The sequence below is a fragment of the Flavobacterium aquariorum genome, from assembly GCF_003254745.1.
Taxonomy (GTDB): domain Bacteria; phylum Bacteroidota; class Bacteroidia; order Flavobacteriales; family Flavobacteriaceae; genus Flavobacterium; species Flavobacterium aquariorum.
This window is the reverse complement of the sequence record NZ_QKXH01000005.1, coordinates 230,146-248,182: the sequence shown is the minus strand read 5'-3', so window position 1 is coordinate 248,182 and position 18,037 is coordinate 230,146. Positions and strand designations below refer to the sequence as shown.

Annotated in this window: 15 protein-coding genes; 13 read left to right on the top strand and 2 right to left on the bottom strand. The window is 31.1% G+C overall.

Features of this window, described 5'->3' with window-relative positions; all coding sequences use genetic code 11:
• Window positions 1–2: 2 nt before the first annotated feature.
• Window positions 3–2,459, bottom strand: coding sequence for an AAA family ATPase (locus DOS84_RS09795; protein WP_111409938.1), 2,457 nt, complete (start codon window positions 2,457–2,459; stop codon window positions 3–5).
• Window positions 2,460–2,466: 7 nt separating this feature from the next.
• Entirely contained in the window at window positions 2,467–3,531 is a 1,065-nt protein-coding gene (locus DOS84_RS09790) for a PKD domain-containing protein (protein WP_243636350.1), read from the bottom strand.
• A 602-nt stretch (window positions 3,532–4,133) separates the two neighbouring features.
• Here DOS84_RS09790 and DOS84_RS09785 point away from each other — a divergent pair.
• The 13 genes from DOS84_RS09785 to DOS84_RS09725 all read left to right on the top strand — a co-directional run bounded on the left by DOS84_RS09785 (window position 4,134) and on the right by DOS84_RS09725 (window position 18,000).
• Entirely contained in the window at window positions 4,134–4,772 is a 639-nt protein-coding gene (locus DOS84_RS09785) for a C40 family peptidase (RefSeq protein ID WP_111409937.1), read from the top strand.
• A gap of 4 nt (window positions 4,773–4,776) precedes the next feature.
• Entirely contained in the window at window positions 4,777–5,703 is a 927-nt protein-coding gene (locus DOS84_RS09780) for a type VI secretion system baseplate subunit TssG (protein WP_243636349.1), read from the top strand.
• A gap of 2 nt (window positions 5,704–5,705) precedes the next feature.
• Window positions 5,706–6,641, top strand: coding sequence for a TssN family type VI secretion system protein (locus DOS84_RS09775; RefSeq protein ID WP_124020628.1), 936 nt, complete (start codon window positions 5,706–5,708; stop codon window positions 6,639–6,641).
• Window positions 6,642–6,670: 29 nt separating this feature from the next.
• The gene (locus tag DOS84_RS09770; RefSeq protein ID WP_111409934.1) at window positions 6,671–7,843 is read left to right on the top strand and encodes a hypothetical protein; all 1,173 of its coding nucleotides are present in this window, start codon (window positions 6,671–6,673) and stop codon (window positions 7,841–7,843) included.
• A gap of 15 nt (window positions 7,844–7,858) precedes the next feature.
• The gene (gene tssO / locus DOS84_RS09765) at window positions 7,859–8,371 is read left to right on the top strand and encodes a type VI secretion system TssO (RefSeq protein ID WP_111409933.1); all 513 of its coding nucleotides are present in this window, start codon (window positions 7,859–7,861) and stop codon (window positions 8,369–8,371) included.
• Window positions 8,372–8,416: 45 nt separating this feature from the next.
• Window positions 8,417–9,556, top strand: coding sequence for a peptidoglycan-binding protein LysM (locus DOS84_RS09760; protein WP_207802040.1), 1,140 nt, complete (start codon window positions 8,417–8,419; stop codon window positions 9,554–9,556).
• Between the two features lie 4 nt (window positions 9,557–9,560).
• Window positions 9,561–10,055 (top strand): DUF4280 domain-containing protein, encoded by a 495-nt coding sequence (locus DOS84_RS09755; RefSeq protein ID WP_111410016.1) that lies wholly within the window; start codon window positions 9,561–9,563, stop codon window positions 10,053–10,055.
• A gap of 11 nt (window positions 10,056–10,066) precedes the next feature.
• Window positions 10,067–12,460 carry a hypothetical protein gene (locus DOS84_RS09750; protein ID WP_111409932.1) on the top strand — a complete coding sequence of 798 codons (2,394 nt, stop codon included), beginning with the start codon at window positions 10,067–10,069 and terminating at the stop codon, window positions 12,458–12,460.
• Complete coding sequence (locus tag DOS84_RS09745; protein WP_111409931.1) at window positions 12,460–13,386, top strand: hypothetical protein; 927 nt, start codon at window positions 12,460–12,462, stop codon at window positions 13,384–13,386. The genes DOS84_RS09750 and DOS84_RS09745 overlap by 1 nt, the downstream gene beginning before the upstream one ends.
• 303 nt (window positions 13,387–13,689) lie before the next feature.
• Window positions 13,690–14,853, top strand: a complete 1,164-nt coding sequence (locus DOS84_RS09740) for a tetratricopeptide repeat protein (RefSeq protein WP_111409930.1) — start codon at window positions 13,690–13,692, stop codon at window positions 14,851–14,853.
• A 365-nt stretch (window positions 14,854–15,218) separates the two neighbouring features.
• Window positions 15,219–16,526 carry an SH3 domain-containing protein gene (locus DOS84_RS09735; RefSeq protein ID WP_111409929.1) on the top strand — a complete coding sequence of 436 codons (1,308 nt, stop codon included), beginning with the start codon at window positions 15,219–15,221 and terminating at the stop codon, window positions 16,524–16,526.
• 287 nt (window positions 16,527–16,813) lie between these two features.
• Window positions 16,814–17,422, top strand: coding sequence for an SH3 domain-containing protein (locus DOS84_RS09730; protein WP_111409928.1), 609 nt, complete (start codon window positions 16,814–16,816; stop codon window positions 17,420–17,422).
• 5 nt (window positions 17,423–17,427) lie between these two features.
• On the top strand, window positions 17,428–18,000 hold the full coding sequence (locus tag DOS84_RS09725; RefSeq protein WP_111409927.1) for a hypothetical protein: 573 nt from the start codon (window positions 17,428–17,430) through the stop codon (window positions 17,998–18,000).
• Window positions 18,001–18,037: the final 37 nt, after the last annotated feature.

Genomic DNA, 18,037 nt, shown 5'->3' with positions numbered 1-18,037 from the left:
TATTAATCAACCAATACCAATTCTTTCATCCACTTCACTTCTCCATTTTCTATAGAGACTGTCATCCTATCCCCTTCTTGCACTTCTCCCGAAATAATTTTCTTGGCTAGAGGTCTTCTCAAATGACTTCTAATTATACTTTTTATAGGTCTTGCACCGTACTTTGCATTGTAACCGCTTTCGGCCAAGTGCATTTTGACTTCCATCGGAATATCGACTGTGATACTGATATTTTTGAGCAAATCGACAAACTCTTTCTTGAGATGCACTTCAAATATTTTAAGGGCATTTTCTTTGCTAATAGGAGCAAACGGGACAATCTCCGTAAGTCTTCCCAAAAACTCAGGCCTAAAAAAACCACCCATAATTTCCATTAAAGAAGTTGAAGTTGGCACAACATTTCGGCCAAAAGACTCCACTATATGATCAGCCCCAATGTTCGATGTAAATAACACAATAGCATTCGAAAAATCCCCTTCTTTCCCCAATCGATCGTGAAGTTTTCCTTCGTCCATTATTTGCAAAAAAACATCGTAAACAGAGGTGTGAGCCTTTTCAATCTCATCAAAAAGTACAATAGAATAAGGTTTTTGCCTTATTTTATTCACCAATAATCCGCCTTCTTCGTAACCAACATAGCCAGGAGGTGCTCCATAAAGCAATGCAGCCGAATGTTCTTCTTTGAACTCCGACATATCAAAACGGATAATTGCATTTTCATCCTGAAAAAGAAACTCAGCCAAACTTTTTGCTAATTCCGTTTTCCCTGTTCCAGTTGGCCCAAGAAAAAAGAATGAAGCAATAGGCTGACCAGCCTTGCTTAGTCCAGATCGAGATTCTAATATAGATCCAGCAACTGTAGCAATACAATGATCCTGACCAATTACTCTTTGACTCAACACTTCTTCAATTGAGTTCAATTTGTTTTTTTCTTCCTCTTTTAATTTTCCCACGGGAATACCTGTCTTTTGTGCAATCACAAGAGATAAATCAAAAGCTTCAATGTGCACTCTTTTATCCAATGCTTTTTCTTCCAGCGTATTAATTAAGCTTTCAATATGCTGCAGTAAAAATTTAGAATTTTCAAAAACAACACTATTTTGCTCATCAACAACCATTAGAAAAGTTGTCTTTTTTATCAAATCCTGCATGAACCAATTTGCTTCTTTAAACAATTGTTCCTCAGACAAATCCTTTTCATTCACTTTTAAAATTTCAAGTTTAGCAACCAATAATTGCTTTTCTTTTAAAAATGATTCCCCTGAAGTCTTCAGTACTGACATAGTATGATCTATCAGATTCAATGCAGACTCCGGCAAACTTTTCTCTTTCAAATAACGTCTTGATAATCGGATTGATTCTGAAATTGTTTCGTCATCTATCTTAATTTTATGATGTTCTTGATAGACTTGTATCGATTCTTTTACCATTCGAAACATAGTGTCATCATCAGTTTCTTGCAGTTTCAAAATTTCAAACATTCCAGCTAGTCCCTGCTCCTTTTCAATTCTTTTTGAATACTCTTCAATTGTTGAAGTCGCAATGATGGTTAATCCTTTGGCTAACTCCGCTTTTAAAACATTTGAAACTCCAGAATCTCCTCCATTTTTATCCAGCAAAGTATGAATTTCCTCTATAATCAATATTGCTTTTGGGTATTGATTCAATTCTTGAATGCAATTACGCAATCTATCTTCAATTTCACCTTTGTAAGATGCTCCCGCAATCAAGGAAGACAAATCCAACTCAAATAATTGCACTTTATGCAACACATCAGGAACCTGATTCTGAATTACATTTAGAACCAAATTATCAATCAATGTGGACTTCCCTATTCCCCTATCCCCTATAATTAACACATTGGGTTTGGAGAAACGACACAAAATTTCTTTCATCGTATTCAATTCTTCTTCCCGTCCAATTGCAATTCTATGCTTTTTATTTTTTTCGCTATTTTTGTGAAAACAATACTTTCCTAAAAATCCTTTTTTCACTTCTTTATTTGAAAAATTTCCTGATTCTTGAGGTGATATAATTTGCTCATCAAGCAATTCATTTCTAGAGATTGGATAGGTTTTCATTTGATCAAAATTGAAGCCCACTCCTGGTGAACTCAAAGCAACCATGATTGCAAAAAGAGAAATCTCCTCTTCATTAAACATCTCCCTTACAAGTTCGGCTTCATTTACAATCGCGTCAATAACATCATCCGGCTCAGCGTTGAGTACATTATTGGTTTTGGGTTCATTTTCCATTCTCACTTCAGCCCATTCCTCCAAATAATAAACATCTTTACCAAGAATCTCCAACTGTTTCAAAAGAGAAAAATCTCTATTCAAAATGGCTTTTAGCAAATGGGAGCCTGCATAAAATGGATTCGAATTATTCTTCGCAATTTTCTTTGCAATTTCAAAAGCATCTATTAATTCTCTGCTAAATATATTTTTTCCTTCTTCCATTTCTACTTTAATCTTTTGTCCAAATGAACATTTTTTTGACTTTATATGTAATGTTTAACCCTTTTATACCATTGGTCTTCTTGTCTTTATTCAAACGAATGGCATCAATTCGTATCTTTTTACCTTTTAAACTCTCACATAATTGATCGAAAGTCAAAAGATCTTCTCCATTTTTAACCACAGGAATTTCAAAATTTCCGCAGAGATATTCTTCAAAATCGTCTTTAACTTTGCTCCCTTCAGCCACTTTTAACAGTAAAAGCTCAAATTGGTCTTCGGAAATTTTAGGAGCTTTTTTATCAATTTTTGTTGAGTCTTTTTTCGCTTCTGTGCGAGACGCCACAGGAATATACTGCAACATATCTTCCAGTGGGTCTTTTTGAACTTTCCCTTTTGGCAACGAAAATTTTTCCGGTTCTTTTTCATACTCATAAGAAGCAACATCCAAAGGATTTATTTTTTTTACTTCTTTCGGATGCACGTAAACCGCAATTCTTGCTACACTGCTAAAATTGCCGTTAGTCACAAGTGTAATTATTTTTTCTCCAGCTTTTTCAAACGTATAAACAGGATTTTGGGAGGTATCATCTACTCCGCTATTTTCGCCAAAAGACCATTCCCACGTTTTGCCTCCTTCTTTTATTCCTCTAAAATAAGTTGGGCTTCCTACAGTAATACTCCGTGAGGCAATAATGGTTGGCATTTCTTCTTTATTGACACTGTTATTATCAGTAATTATTACTTCTTTGGTATGAATACAATCACCATTAAGAGTTAGAGAAACTATGTATTTTCCAGGCTGTTTATAAATATGAAAAGTGTGTTGCCTAGAGTCTAATTCTGAGTTATCACCAAAATCCCAAAGCCAGGTATCAACATTAGCAGTTTTATCATAAAACTCAATGGATTCATCACTCTGAAAATGCTCCGACAGCACATAAAATCTTGCTGTATCACAATCAACTCTGTTAAAAAATTGGACTAAAAAATACACAACTGCCCCCAAAAAAAACAGAGTAAAAAACAATACAATCTTTAAATCAAACTTAACATCCAAAAAACCTTTTCTCATCAATCTATTTATTTTAAAAATAAAAACAAATCATACAATTATCAAGTAAATGTGTATGATTTTAAATACAAACATATATCTTTATTCTATTCTAATCATCATAAGTATAAGAAAATTTTTAAATAATAAGAATATAAAATAAGCATTAATAATTATTAACAACTAACTATCAATACATTACAATCTAAAATATAGACTATTTTAAAATTATTTTTTTAACATTAAAATCACACAAATCAAATAGCAACATTTTCTTATACGTGTTTTTATTTTTTTAAGTTTTAAATTACAAAAAATATTTGTTTTTAAATTTTAATTTATACATTTGCGCCTTACCACACTTTTTTTGAATTGCAAATTTTAGTCAATCAGAAAAATTTCCAAAGCGCATTTCATCCTTTTCAGAGCTTTCTGTTTTTTAGAAAATCCTATAATTTCTATTAAGGTTTTTCCAATTAAATTTTAAAGCATAGATAATTATTCTTGTTTTTTCAGGAATAATAATACCATTTAATAAACGAAAAAAAATGGACATCGTTTTATAAATACAGTGAAAACATAAACCTAATAAAGTTGATGTTCTCAAAAAAAATAACCTACAAATGAAATGTAAAATATTGTATATACTTCTATTCTTAACCCAATTAGGTTGTGGAAGCGAAAATTATATTGCTCAGGTTCCATTTAAGTACGATTATTCTATTGATTTGTTAAAAAAACAAAACAAAATGGATGATATTTCTTTAGGAAATCAAGCAGTTGTCAATGATAATTCCGAAAATTTGAATGATGAAACTTTGGCTATTAAAGAAAAATACTCAATTGTCCTCGGAGTAATGCCGACAAAAATTACAAACTATAAATTATATTCATATATCGATCAATGGATTGATACTCCATACAAAGAAAAAAGTTTTTCTAAGGATGGTATTGACTGTTCTTATTTCATACAATCCCTGTTTAGCAGTGTTTTTAAAGTGACGCTACCTAAAGATCCTGCAGGAATGTTTCGATCAAAATCCTTACAGCTGTTTACAGGACGAACTTTTCTTGAAGAAGGTGATTTAGTCTTTTTTAGATATGACAAAGATCATCCTATCTCCGATGTAGGTATGTATTTGCACAATGACAGAATCTTGGCTTGTACCGATAAAGGACTTGCTATCTACAATTTCAATGACGAATATTTCCAATTAAGGTATATTGCTTCAGGAAGAATTAATAAAGATGCAACAAAATAACATCATGGAGTTAGACAAAATAGTCAAACAGATAGAATCCATTTCTCATGACATTAGAGCTGAGATTATTGTTAATGAACTCATTCAAAGCGGAATGATTTCTGAAAGCAATATCATGGTTGCAAATGAAGGCCAATTCTCCCGAGCTTATCGTCATGATGTATTAAGTTCAAGCATTGTTGACAACAACTATGATAATCATGAGTTACTCAAATTACATCTATCCAGAGATAGTATTTACGATACACTCCCCGAAGGATTTATGCATAGCCCAAGTGACAATGGCTCCGAGAAATCAGTTCATCAAATGATTAAAGAACATAAACAGCAGAAAAAAAAGGAAGCTGAATCACGTAATTTTTTCAATCCGTTCGAAAATGAAATATTTCATTATAGAACTAAAATCGAAAATACAGAACGTGATTTTTTATACAAACTAAATGGAAGCAAACCTTTAGAATTCTTTTATGAGTTTTGGGGCTTATCAAAAAGCTTCCCACCTGTCTTGGTTTCAAAATTCATCCAGCTATTGCCCTATGCTTATAAAATCGTGGGCGACATTGAACTTTCCTGCCGTTGCTTGTCCAGTATAATCGAAGAACCGGTAAGCTTTAAAAACTCAGGATCAAAAGAATACAGCGACAATAAAGAAGAAATAACATTAGGAGATAATCGTTTGGGCATTGATTTTATATGTGGCAACAGCTATACGGACTATTCGTATAATGTCACGGTAGAAATTGGGCCTATCACTAAAAATCCATTCGAAAAATTCATCAATAACGGAGAGATAAAAAAATTCATTGATTGTTTCTATGACCACTTCTTCCCTATGGAAGTAGAGCTCAAAACTCTTTTACTGATGAATCACGATATAGAAGAATTTAATTTTAACAAACAACCTGTACTAGGCTACTCAACAAGAATATAAAAATGATCAAAAACCATTTAAGAGATCTTATCGACATAAGACTTATTATAATTTTAGCAATTCTGATTGCCATCACGGTCGTATTGACTATGATTTTCAGTGATAAAGTCAAAGATTTCAATCAAAACTACAGAAGGAAATTTTACATCTATGCTTTGTCATTTGTCTTCATTTATGCCTTAGTTGCTTTTTTGGGGTTCAATAAACTTTTCTCAAAATTATCCGATGAATACTTATTTTATCAAATTGCAACGCTGCTTTTTGGCGGAATACACGTTTTCTTCTACCGATGGTATTTTAATCAATTCGATATAAAAAAACTCGGTGCAGAATTACTATTTTCTTTAGTCATCATATTGTATTCCTGCATTCCATTTATTCTTATATATACTGCCCTTAGTGGATTGCAATTTACAGCACTAATGTGTTCCCAATTCATTGTATTTTTCGTACCTACTTGGATAAATGGACTATTCGATTACATCATAAAAATTCCACCAAAAATTTATGTCACATGGAAATTCCCAGAAGAAAAAAATGCATACGCCGATTTAGAAGATGCAGAAATTAGAGATCTTTTATTAATAACCTTATTGATAAAAAAGAATGAAAATGATAAAGAGTACACCTCAATAAGAGCAAAAGGGCCAGTAAGAATGGACTTTGGTCGATTATTTTATCACACAGCACACGATTATAACAAACACTTTTCAAATCAGCCCATACAACTCAATTTTGAAGAAAAACCTTGTAATTGGGTCTTTTTTCTACAACCTAAATGGAACGAAAAGGCAAAATATGTTGATGCTAGATACACTTTGGGCATGAATGGAATTACTGAGAATTCAGTAATTATATGTGAACGAAAAGAAAAACAAATTGTAAACAAAAAAGAAAGCAACACTATAGGTTTTATTCATGAAAACCAAGAGAACTAATACAAACGAACTACTAATACTATAAATAAATGGTTGAAAAACTAAATCATTTTCCGGTCAATTGGATTGATGGAATGAAGATAAATAAAAGTCATTTTTTGGCAATGCAGGATAATGTTGCGGAGTTAGTAAATGATGCCATTGGTATTCACACTACCCCAATAACCTATGGTTTATTGAATTTAGGCAGTCAAAATAAAGAGGCTATTAAAATCACTTTAGGAATAGACAATCACAAACTCCTTAGAGTAAGAGTCGAAGAATGCCATGCCATAACACCCAATGGTTCCAGAATAGAAATTAGTCGAAACTATACTGACACTCTTGATTTACAAATCCCTTATCCTGAGGACACTTATCAGATAAAAGAGGGTGAGCAACATGTATTACTTGCTTGTATATCTGTAAATTCCATGAAAAGAATTCCTTTTGGCGAACCGGATCCAGAAGAGGTGCCTCCAAGATACCCAAACACGCAACCAGAATACAAACTTCACTTGATTAATTCGGATGAGTTTAGATCAGGAATAGGATACGGTGGTTTTTATCTTGCAATAGGTAAAATAGTTATTGGAGACAATACTACTCTTGACGAAGCCTATATTCCTTCGTGTATGACGGTATCTAGCCATCCAAAACTTATCGATATTCAATCCAATATCTCTCATTCATTTGGGCAATTAGAAATATACTCTGTACAAATATCCCAAAAAATCAACCGAAACCAACAAACTGGTATTCTGGTTCAAATGATGATGGGCTTGGCCGATTTTACAGCCAATTATTTAGGGCAAGTCCTTACGCAATTTCGTTGGTTTTCGCTGCACCAACATCCAGCGGCCATGTTTACAACAGTTGTATCCTTGGCTAGGGTCATGAAAAATTTTATTGATTCAAAATCAGGATCTGGTAAGGAAGAGCTTTTAAACTATTTTGCAGACTGGTGTGAATTATCACAAGGTGATTTTGAAACGCTGTTTACGACGTTAATAAACACCAATTATGATCACGTTCATATTGATAAAACAGCTTCTGCATCGCTGCATTTTCTAGAAAAAATAGAAAAACTTTTCGAAACCCTAAACAGATTGGATTACATAGGCAAGAAAAAAGAAAACATCGAATTATTTGTAGCGGAAACAGACAAACCCGATAGCATTTTAAACAACAAAAAACGTCACAGTTTCTTTATAGAAAAATAAAATTAATAAATCAAAATGGAAGTATTAAACAAACAAGAACGCCAAAAAGCATTTCTCGCCTTTTTAATCGTTTTTATTCTAACGGTTACCGTTATACTAATTGCGGCTTCATTCAATTTTTATATGCCAAAGGCCGAAAATAAAGTATTGAAGTCAGATAATGAAAAACTCAAAAAAGAGATGGAATACCAAACCAATTTCGCTCTTAAGATTGATAGCGTAAGAACGGTGATAGACTCAATAAATGCACCAAAACAAGACAATGATTTCCAACAGCGATTGGCGAATGTAATCTTGGCAGACATTTATCAAAAACTGCCAAAAGACTCAATCAATAACAAAAAAATGTACAACAACATTATCTTGGCTTACAAACAAATCATCGATTACAAAAAAGAAATCAGAAGCCTTACACATAATGCACATCTTATAGACAGCTTAAATCAATCAGCTAAAACCTACAAAGAAGAACTGGAAAAAGTGCGCAGAGACTTAGATGTTTGCCGACAAATTTACCAGAATCAGTAAGCAGATCTTTAATTTTATAATAACACTACTATAAACAGGAACATCTTGAGAACAAAAGAAAGAACCTATACCATCAAAACAGGAGATACTTTGCACAAAGTAGCCCAAGAACTTGCTATTCCACCAATGGAACTTCGCAGGCATCACAATATCTATTGTGAGATTCCAGATTTGATCGAAGCAGATTTCCCAAGTCATCTTGAATTATTGTTATTACCATCCGATAAGAGTGAAGTTACAGCAAATAGTTCAACAGGGGGAAAAACTAGAAAAGTTGGTTTTGTTAATGGAAGCACATTGCCTTTTTTGCCTTCAGGTTCTAAGAAAAACTATGATGTACTTTATGTTTTAGAAGATGGAGACGAAAAAGATACTATTCATTTTGAAACTAGTGTAAAATGGATGGCTGTTGATCCAAAAGGATTTCACTTTTTTGAAATAGACAGATTATCCAAAACATACATTAACGATACTGAACCTGACACTATGATGGAGGAATTGGCAGCAAAAACAGCCGAAATTCTATATCCGTTACAAATAGTTGTTGACCTTACTGGAAAATGGATTGATATACACAATTACAATCAAATTCTAGAACGTTGGGAAAATAAAAAAAATGAAATAGTAGATTATTATGAAGGTGAAGTCGCTCAAATATATATAGAACATACAGAACAATCTCTTACCAGTAAAGCTGCATTAAATGATTCATTAAGATCCGATTTGTTTTTGAGAGCCTTATTCAATGGAATACATATTGACTACACTACAAATCACACTTTTGAAAACAACATCACTTTCCCTTTAATAAAAGATGAACAAGCTTCATTTCTTGTTCAACAAAAAGTTACTCCTTTTTTGGAAGATCGTAAGTGGATTAAGATAGAACAAAAGGGAGATTATTTAGATACCGATTTTGATATTGATTTTGAATTTGACCCTTGGAAAGGAAATTATAATGCTACGTATTTTTTGAATCCAAATTCGTATTGCGTAGAAAAAATGGAATTAGAATGCGTAATTCATTATGATAGTCCTATAAAAGCGACCATAAATATCGAGGAAATAAAACCAGAAGAGGTTGTAGACACCAATAATGAAAATTCAACAAATACAGGTGGTATGCCTAAAAAAGAAAGCTTTTTTAGTTTACTGACTGGCGTTTTTAATGAAACACAAAATTAAAGCTATGAGCGAGAAACATATAGTAGTACAGGGAGCCACCGTAAAGTGTAAGTTTAGTGTAGAGCCTAAGTTAGACAAACTAAAGGTAAAAACACATAGTAAGCATTATGCCAATGACAAAGATGCCTCAAAAAAACTCATAGCCACCGATAAAGAAATTGGTCAAACCTTAGAAAAGAACACTTTTGGTAAATGTAAAAAACAACCCAACGGAAGTGGTGATTACTTGCCATGCCAAGCTGTGATTACCAAATGGAGCGGTTTTTATGATAAAGTAACGTTGTCTAATAAAGGGAAGATATTATTAGAAAGCAGTAAAGCAACCTGTCCCATAGGTGGACCAGATTGCATCACTGTTGACAAACACGGGCAAAAAGCAGAAGCCAGTAAACAAAATGCAAAAAAGGCAAAGCCACAAGTAAGCAACCAAATTAATCCTTTGGTCAATACCGCAAAATTTCAAGCCGAGGTTAATGGAACAGATTCTATTTGTAAATAAAAGTAACTAGTATGTCTGAATTAAAAATAACAGGAAACCCGACCCCTACAGTAGGCAAGGCTGAATTCTATTCGGTAAACCAATTGCTATCTAGCGCAATACCGACTAAAATTTTTGATGGTTCAAAACTTAATGCTTTTGAATATCCAGTGGAGTGGTCAGTACATATATTGGAGAACGGGAGATGGATTCAAAAAGAAGAAAACGACAAAACGGGTAACAAAGTTTCTTACACTTTTATACAAAAAAGTCTGGAAAGAAAAGGTATTCGCATTCTTGCCAAGAGAGGTAATCAAGTGGCTAGACTTGATATAAAACCACACAAAGCCGAAAGTCCTAAAATAGAAAGTATAGAATTTCTTGACAGAAACGGAAATAAACCTACCAAACCTTTTGCATACGGACAAACACTCAAAGCTAGAGTACATTGTCTGCACATGGAAAGACGTACAATATATGCTACCTTATGGGAAGACGACGCTGCCGGCGCAGGACATAACAAAGCCAATGAGAAGAACAAAATGAAGACACTTCCCGGCACTGTAAAAGGAGGAATTGCTGATATTGATTTTGTTTTAGAACCTGATTTTGCCAAAATTGCCAATGCCATAAAAGCAAAAGGCGATACCGACGAAGGCAAAACGCATGAGTATTATGTCACTGCCGAAATTTTGAATAAAAAAACAGCTAGTGCCAATACTAATGTTGCCAATCCTAGTTACAAGGACACAACAGCACAACCAGCTGCTCCTAAAAAAGAAACACCTGCTCAGAAAAAAGGACCATCCAAAAAACAAGAGAAGCAAAAAGAGAAAGAAAAATCTATTGGAGATGACATTATAGATTGGTGGGAAGGTTTATTTAAAGTTAAACCAATAGTTGCTCCTAACCCAAAAGCACCTACTGGAAACAATCCTTTAAAAATTGGAGAGCCTGATAAAAACCCTAAAGATGAGAAAAAAGAAAAGAATGGCCTTTGTGTTTGTAAGGACTATGATTTGATTTGGGGAAATAAAGTAAGTTGCGACTTTAGAAAGAAAGTTGTTGAAATATCTAAAAACCTGGGATTACCTCAAGAGAAGAATGAAGGAGCAAACTGGCTTATGGCAGTAATGGCATTAGAAACGGGAAGAACATTCAGTCCTACATGCGGTACATTCAAAAAACATAAAGATGACACAAAAAATGGCTATGTAGGGTTAATTCAAATTGGAAAGGTTGCTGCTATTGATTTAGGTGTAAAAAGATCTGAATTAATAAAACTATCAGCAACTGCACAATTAGATTATGTAGAAAAATTTTTCAAACAAAAAAAATTCGATGGAAAGCTAAAAACAAAAACAGACTTATATTTAGCAGTTAATTATCCCAATGCGTGTGGCCACGGTACAGAAAAGAACTATGTCGTTTATGATAGCACTAAAGATGCATATGATGACAATCCAATATTTAAAAGAGAAAAGGATGAATATTGGATAGATAAAAAAGGAAAAAAACATTATTACGCAGGAAAAAAAGGGAGTTCTTATGCTTGGGAATTTGAGGAAGCGATAAATGATTTGCACAATGAAGGTATTCCTGAAAAAATTATTTTTTTTGGTACTTGTCCAATAGTTTTAAATAATACTACTGATAAAGATATTGTTACCTATAATATATACAGTGATGGTAAAATCGAGAAGATAATCCCAAAAACCATAAAAGAAGGTTATGAAAATAGATATAAGTATGTTTATCATGATAAGAAGAACAAAGAGCATCCTATATGCATTTTAGATTGGTACAATACAAAAGGAAAAGAAGTAGGAATAATACACAATAGCAAACCGACTCACGCTGAAGTTCTTACTGACGAAAAAGTCTCAGATGGAAGTACATCAAGAAGAGTTAAATATAAGAATGATGACATTGCAGAATACGGAAAACACCCTACGAAAGGCTTAATTTGGAGGTTATATAAATCTACTGGAAATGATATTGAATTGATAAAAATGCCAGATAGTTTGAATTATTCGAAAGATGGTATTGTAATTAAATATAGTTTTTCTCAAACAAAAAGGAAATATACTGGACCTAATGTATTTGCAGGCTTTATCGGAGCTTTAGCTGAATGCAGTTACTCTGAAGGAATTACAACAACCGGAAGCTGCTTTAAAGAAGGTTCTTGCTTTCCTAGTGCGGAACATGTTAATGGAAGAAGTGTAGATACAATTTATTATAATAGCCTTATAAAAGACCAATCATTTATAGACGCTATAATTAAATTCAAATTCACTGAAGTTTTGGTTGGTAATAACCACTATTGCAAACAAATCAAGAATGCAGAGGATGGTGGAGCATTGCATAACAGCCATTTACATTCCGGAAATTTCAACAATGATAGTATAATAATAAGTAAAAAATAATGAAAAAAATAATTCTTTTTTTAGCAGTTATTTTATTAATTTCTTGTAAAAAAGAAACTGATAAATCTATATCAAATAAAATACAGAATACTCAGAATAGTGAAATAGGTTTTATTTCATATGGTGATTTATTAATATCAAAGTCTGATTTTGTGAGTCAAATACAAAACAACAATGATATAAAATTACAACGTGCAAATTTATCAAAAATTAAATTCGATTATGATAAGTTTACAACATGGGATTATAACACCACTGAAGAGAAGAATATTGGTACTATTACTTTAAAATTAAAAAAGGAAAAAAAGAAAAACCCAGATGCTACCCTTTTTACCCACATTAATCTTTCAATTTATAAAAACGATAAAAAAATTGATGAATTGACCGTTTATAAAGAAGAGAATTATTCAGAAGCACTAGTGGCAATAAATCAATATTTTTATATAGATTCTGATCTAAACTTATGGACTTTAGAAACTAATGAAGATGAAGATGGAATAAAAGTAATATTTTGGAATTACTATAAGATTGATAAAGGGAGTGGGAAAATCAATTTGATAAAGCATCACATTTTTAATAATTCTCAAACTCCGGATGTTAATAAAAATAACAATTCTTGGATAGGAAAATATTCCTTTGAAAAATCAAATAGAGATGATTTAAAAACCAGCTTTGAAATTGTTATTAATAATTTAAATAATATAACGGTAGTTTACATAAGTGATGGGGAAAAACCCGAAACGTACAAAAATATAGTTGGAGAAATAGTAGCTGATGACAAAATAAAAATAGTTTTTAATAAAAAATACGATGATATGGGTATTATATACATTCAAAATTATGGAAAAGAGTACATTATTTCTGGAGAACCAATTTCTACTATAAATCCAGGTAATGAGGAGTTTCCTTTAAGAAAAATAAAATAAATCCCAATAACCCGATAGCGCAGATTTGCAATCCGTGCCCACAAATAGAATAAACAAAACAGTCCTTAAAGGATTCTAGATATAAAAGTTCATTGACATTTAGAAAAACAAAAAAATAGCTCATCAGACAGACAATAGCGCTTCGTAATAAACGCGATGCGCTATGGATTTGTTAAAATAAGAAAGAGGTGCATTTCTTATATCAAAGTAGTGGAGCGAATACTTATATAGTAGATAATTCCTGCAAATAACTAATGATATAAATTTTCGCACAGTAACACAAATAAGAAATAACAATAAAAAATGAGAAAATTAGTATTTATTTTATTTTTATTAAACATAATAGTATCCTGCAATTCACAGAACAATCAAAAAGCCTATATAGGCACATGGTTAGAGATTCAAAAAAAAGGTGGAGATTTTGTAATAGTAGATTGTGGTTATGAAGGAGCAAGTATAAAAGTTTCTAATACTTCAATTCTTGACAAAGGGATAATAGAAAATAGTGACTTTAAAATTGATCATATAAAACAAGACAATGATGAAATAATTCTATTTACAGATAAGCAAGAAAAATCATACTATAAATTTCTTTGGGAAAATAAAGAAAAAGGCATCTCTAAATGGGAAATACACTATGATAAATCAGCTACAGTTGTTAAATACTATGTAAATATATTGAAATTAAAGACCATAAAAACTGTAAAGGGAACCAAAAAAGATTGTGTTACAAATGATAACGTTGGGGATGTAGTTAATGACTCTTTTAAAATTGACAATGGTAATAAAGTAATCAATATAGAGGATGATAATTGTATTTCATTAAAAAACAAAAAAGACGAAATGATTTTTGAAAGATGTTTTGAAAACAGTATTATTCATATTAGACATATAAAAGGAGATTTTATACCATTAACTATTATAAATGGACAAAAATCGATAGATGTTGATTTTTTTAATACGGGAAATAATTGGGTTTCAAATTCCATCACATATTACAGTGATTCTCCTACAGGAGAAGTGAAGCAAACAAAAAAAATCACAATATCCATAAAAGAATTTGATTTCAACACTGTAGTAGAACAATTTGGAGAAATGACTAGCAAAAAAACATCTTCTCTTGATGTCATTAAAGATAAAGAAAAATTGATGCAAATGGATATTTATGCTATAGCAGATATTTTAAAAACTAATCCTATTTCCAAAGAAAATATTACGATTTACAACAATGCTGCATATAACTTAATTGAAGGCGGGAATTATAATGAAGCTAGAATAATTCTATTAGATATTGTTAGTTTTTCTCCTGACAGAGTTGTTGCTTATTTAAATTTAGGAGATGCACAATGGGGCTTCGATCAAAATGAAAAAGCTAAAAAATCATACCAGAAATATCTTGAATTAATGAAAGCTCAAGGTAAAGATTTAAATAAAATCCCCAAACGAGTTTATGAAAGGATTAAATAAACCCTAGATAGCGCAGAATTGCAATCCGCGCCCACAAAGAACATAAACAAAACAATCCTCATGGGATTCTGAATATATAAAAAAAGTTCATTGACATTATAGAAACAAAAAAGCTCCTAAAGGCAAACAATAGCGTGTCGCAATAAACACGATGCGCTATGGGTTTGTTAAACAATAGAACCCTGAATCAAGAGCAATTTTGATACATTCTGGAAATTACGCTTCAGATACTGAATATTGCTTATTGATCGATTCTAGCAAATCAGAAGATTTTGTTGAAGCAAGCAAGCCAAAACTAAAATAAATAAATGATTATGTAACACTTAAGGGAATAGAAAGAGTAGAAATTATAATAACAGCAAATTATGAATAAATTTTTTATTTTATTACTATTACTAGTTTCATGTAATAATAAAGCACAAGATATCGATAGCACTAAGTTGTTTAGAAAAGCATATATAGCCAAAGACGAAAAAGTTTTTTTAGAGAAATTTCCAGAAAATTTCGAAAATTTTAAAGCAACTTTTGGATGGAATGACAAGTTAGATAAACCTAATATCTTTTATGATAGTGCTAATGAATATATAGATTATTTCTTCAAGTTAGTGTCTCAATCGAAGTATAATAGCTACAAAACAAAGATTGTCAATATTGCTGTTAATGGTAAATGGGAAGCTGATGGCGTTAATTATTTCCATAAAAACTTACAAAATATAATTGAAACAGATAAAGAGTTTGTTCTATTGCTAAATAAATTAGACGAAAACAAAATAAACTCATTTTGGAGCTTTTATTTTGATAAAGAAGATTTAAAATATCCTCAAAAATTAAATCTTGTCCTTGATGAATCTATGAGGAATAAAGCAATGTTAGTTTTTGAAAAAATCAAGAAAGAACGAAGCACTGTTCCTGAAAATGTATCCAAAAACAAACAAAATAAATTTGAAATCTTTGATAAAGATGGCTATACTAATTTAAGAGCAGATAAAAATTCTTCTTCAAAAATTATTGACAAACTAATCTCAGGTGAAGAGATTAAAATAATAGAAAGTCTAGGTGATTGGTGGTATATAAAAACTAAAACAGGAAAAACAGGTTACGTACATAAAAGTAGAGTTAGAGTTAAAGAAGAAAACAATTCTAATCTTTACAACATCAACACTTTCAAAAAAGATCTTCAAAATAAGGGATATGTGATAAGCATCGAAAAAAAATGTGATTTAAATCAAGATGGAAAAGAAGATGAGTTATTAATTTTTGAGCCTAAACAAGTAGCTACTAATTCCGAAACTGATATTACAATGAATTCTCCTGTTTGCATATTACTAAACAAAGGGAATAACGATTATTTGGTGTATAAAAATTTAGATATAATTTATACGACTATATCAAATTGCCCTTCGGATGGATTTCAAAACTTAGTAGTAAAAGATAATTTTTTCACCATTGAGCAAAACACTTGTGGAGGCTGGTATCTTATTGATGAATACACAACCTTTAAATACGATAGAAGTACAAATCAAATAGTGCTTCATAAATTTGGACAATCTTTTTCAGACAGAAAAAACCCAGATAAAGAAATACCAGATACTATACTTTCAAACAAAAATTTCGGGACAGTTTTATTTGAAAATTTTAATTCAAAAACAATCAAAGTGGTGGATAAAAAATAATCACCATCATTAACCCGATAGCGCGGATTTGCAATCCATGCCCACAAAGAACATAGACGAAACAATCCTCAAGGGATTCTGAATACAAAACAAAAGTTCATTGACATTTAGAAAAACAAAAAAATAGCTCATAAAGGTAAACAATAGCGTGTCGTAATAAACAAGATACGCTATGGTTTTACCAAAGTAGTAAAGTCAATTGTTTTAAAAAAGAAATTAAGTATATAGATCAAGAATTAGAAAAGAACCAAGATCATATTTCATCTAAGTTTAAGATAAATAGTAATATGAAAAAAGCAAAATTATTTAGTATCATCTTTTTCTTATTTCAAGTAATACACTGTAATGCTCAAAAGAAGGAAACGCGATTAGAATATCAAAATGACAATTTAATAAAAGAACTAGGTATTGGATTAGTACAATTAGTAAATCCAAATGAAAAAATTGCCTTATATAATGATAGTTCATGTAAAATCATAAAAACTAATCAAGCAAAAATCGGAAAGGATATAATTCCTATCTTAAACAAACCTGATTATGGTATCCAATTTTTTGTTTGCTTAGAAAAAAATAGCAAATACTATAAAATTGCTATTTCTAATGGTAAATATGCATATATAAAGCCTACTCCAAAATATTTGTATTATGACTGGTATGATTTTTTAAAAAATCAAGTAACTAGTATTGAAAATAAGAACATACGCTTAAATCCATTGTTTGATAAAGTGAATGGAAAAGCAATTAATATTAAAAACTTACAACCAGACGATGAAATTGAAGTAATTGAAATTAAAGACGATTGGTTAAATATTAAAAACACTACTCTGAATAAAGAGTATTGGATAAAATGGAGAGAAAAAAATAATCTTTTGGTATATCTTAATCTTTTAATGTAAAAAAAATGAAAAAAATAATAATATTCTTCTTTTGCATCTTATCTCTTAACTCTTGTTTTGGGCAAAACAAATCAGATCAAAAACAAACTTTGGGTTTTAATATACCTGCTGGTATGTATATTCTGGATAGTGCTATACTAAATTGGAAAGATCAAGCTTTTAAAATTTTAGCATTAGAAAAAAAAGCAAACAAAGAAAACACACAACATAATTCATTACAAATAATTATTTTAAAGAAAGTTGAAAATGAATTTATAGAAGTTAAATCAAATAAAAATATAGTTTTTAAATATGATGATAATTGCCCTGCAGATGGATTTCAAAAAATTGTAGTTAAAAATAATTATTTCACAATTGAGCAAGTCTATTGTAAAGACTTTCTTTTCGTTAATTCATATACCACTTTTAGATTTGATGAAAAAACTAATGAAATTGTGATGCATAAATATAGTGAAGCTTATACAAGCCGTAGTGATCCAGATAAATTAATTCCTAACAAAATGAAAGCAATTAAAGATTTCGGTAAAATACAATTTGAAGGAGTTACACAAGAATTATTAATAAAATTAATAAAATAGTCTCATAGCTCTAATTTGCAACCCCGATAGCGCGGAT

Bases quoted from the DNA above. Each gene is read 5' to 3' on its own strand.
- DOS84_RS09795 (WP_111409938.1), bottom strand. From the start codon at position 2,459: ATGGAAGAAGGAAAAAATATATTTAGCAGAGAATTAATAGATGCTTTT.
- DOS84_RS09790 (WP_243636350.1), bottom strand. From the start codon at position 3,531: ATGAGAAAAGGTTTTTTGGATGTTAAGTTTGATTTAAAGATTGTATTG.
- DOS84_RS09785 (WP_111409937.1), top strand. From the start codon at position 4,134: ATGAAATGTAAAATATTGTATATACTTCTATTCTTAACCCAATTAGGT.
- DOS84_RS09780 (WP_243636349.1), top strand. From the start codon at position 4,777: ATGGAGTTAGACAAAATAGTCAAACAGATAGAATCCATTTCTCATGAC.
- DOS84_RS09775 (WP_124020628.1), top strand. From the start codon at position 5,706: ATGATCAAAAACCATTTAAGAGATCTTATCGACATAAGACTTATTATA.
- DOS84_RS09770 (WP_111409934.1), top strand. From the start codon at position 6,671: ATGGTTGAAAAACTAAATCATTTTCCGGTCAATTGGATTGATGGAATG.
- tssO (WP_111409933.1), top strand. From the start codon at position 7,859: ATGGAAGTATTAAACAAACAAGAACGCCAAAAAGCATTTCTCGCCTTT.
- DOS84_RS09755 (WP_111410016.1), top strand. From the start codon at position 9,561: ATGAGCGAGAAACATATAGTAGTACAGGGAGCCACCGTAAAGTGTAAG.
- DOS84_RS09750 (WP_111409932.1), top strand. From the start codon at position 10,067: ATGTCTGAATTAAAAATAACAGGAAACCCGACCCCTACAGTAGGCAAG.
- DOS84_RS09745 (WP_111409931.1), top strand. From the start codon at position 12,460: ATGAAAAAAATAATTCTTTTTTTAGCAGTTATTTTATTAATTTCTTGT.
- DOS84_RS09740 (WP_111409930.1), top strand. From the start codon at position 13,690: ATGAGAAAATTAGTATTTATTTTATTTTTATTAAACATAATAGTATCC.
- DOS84_RS09735 (WP_111409929.1), top strand. From the start codon at position 15,219: ATGAATAAATTTTTTATTTTATTACTATTACTAGTTTCATGTAATAAT.
- DOS84_RS09730 (WP_111409928.1), top strand. From the start codon at position 16,814: ATGAAAAAAGCAAAATTATTTAGTATCATCTTTTTCTTATTTCAAGTA.
- DOS84_RS09725 (WP_111409927.1), top strand. From the start codon at position 17,428: ATGAAAAAAATAATAATATTCTTCTTTTGCATCTTATCTCTTAACTCT.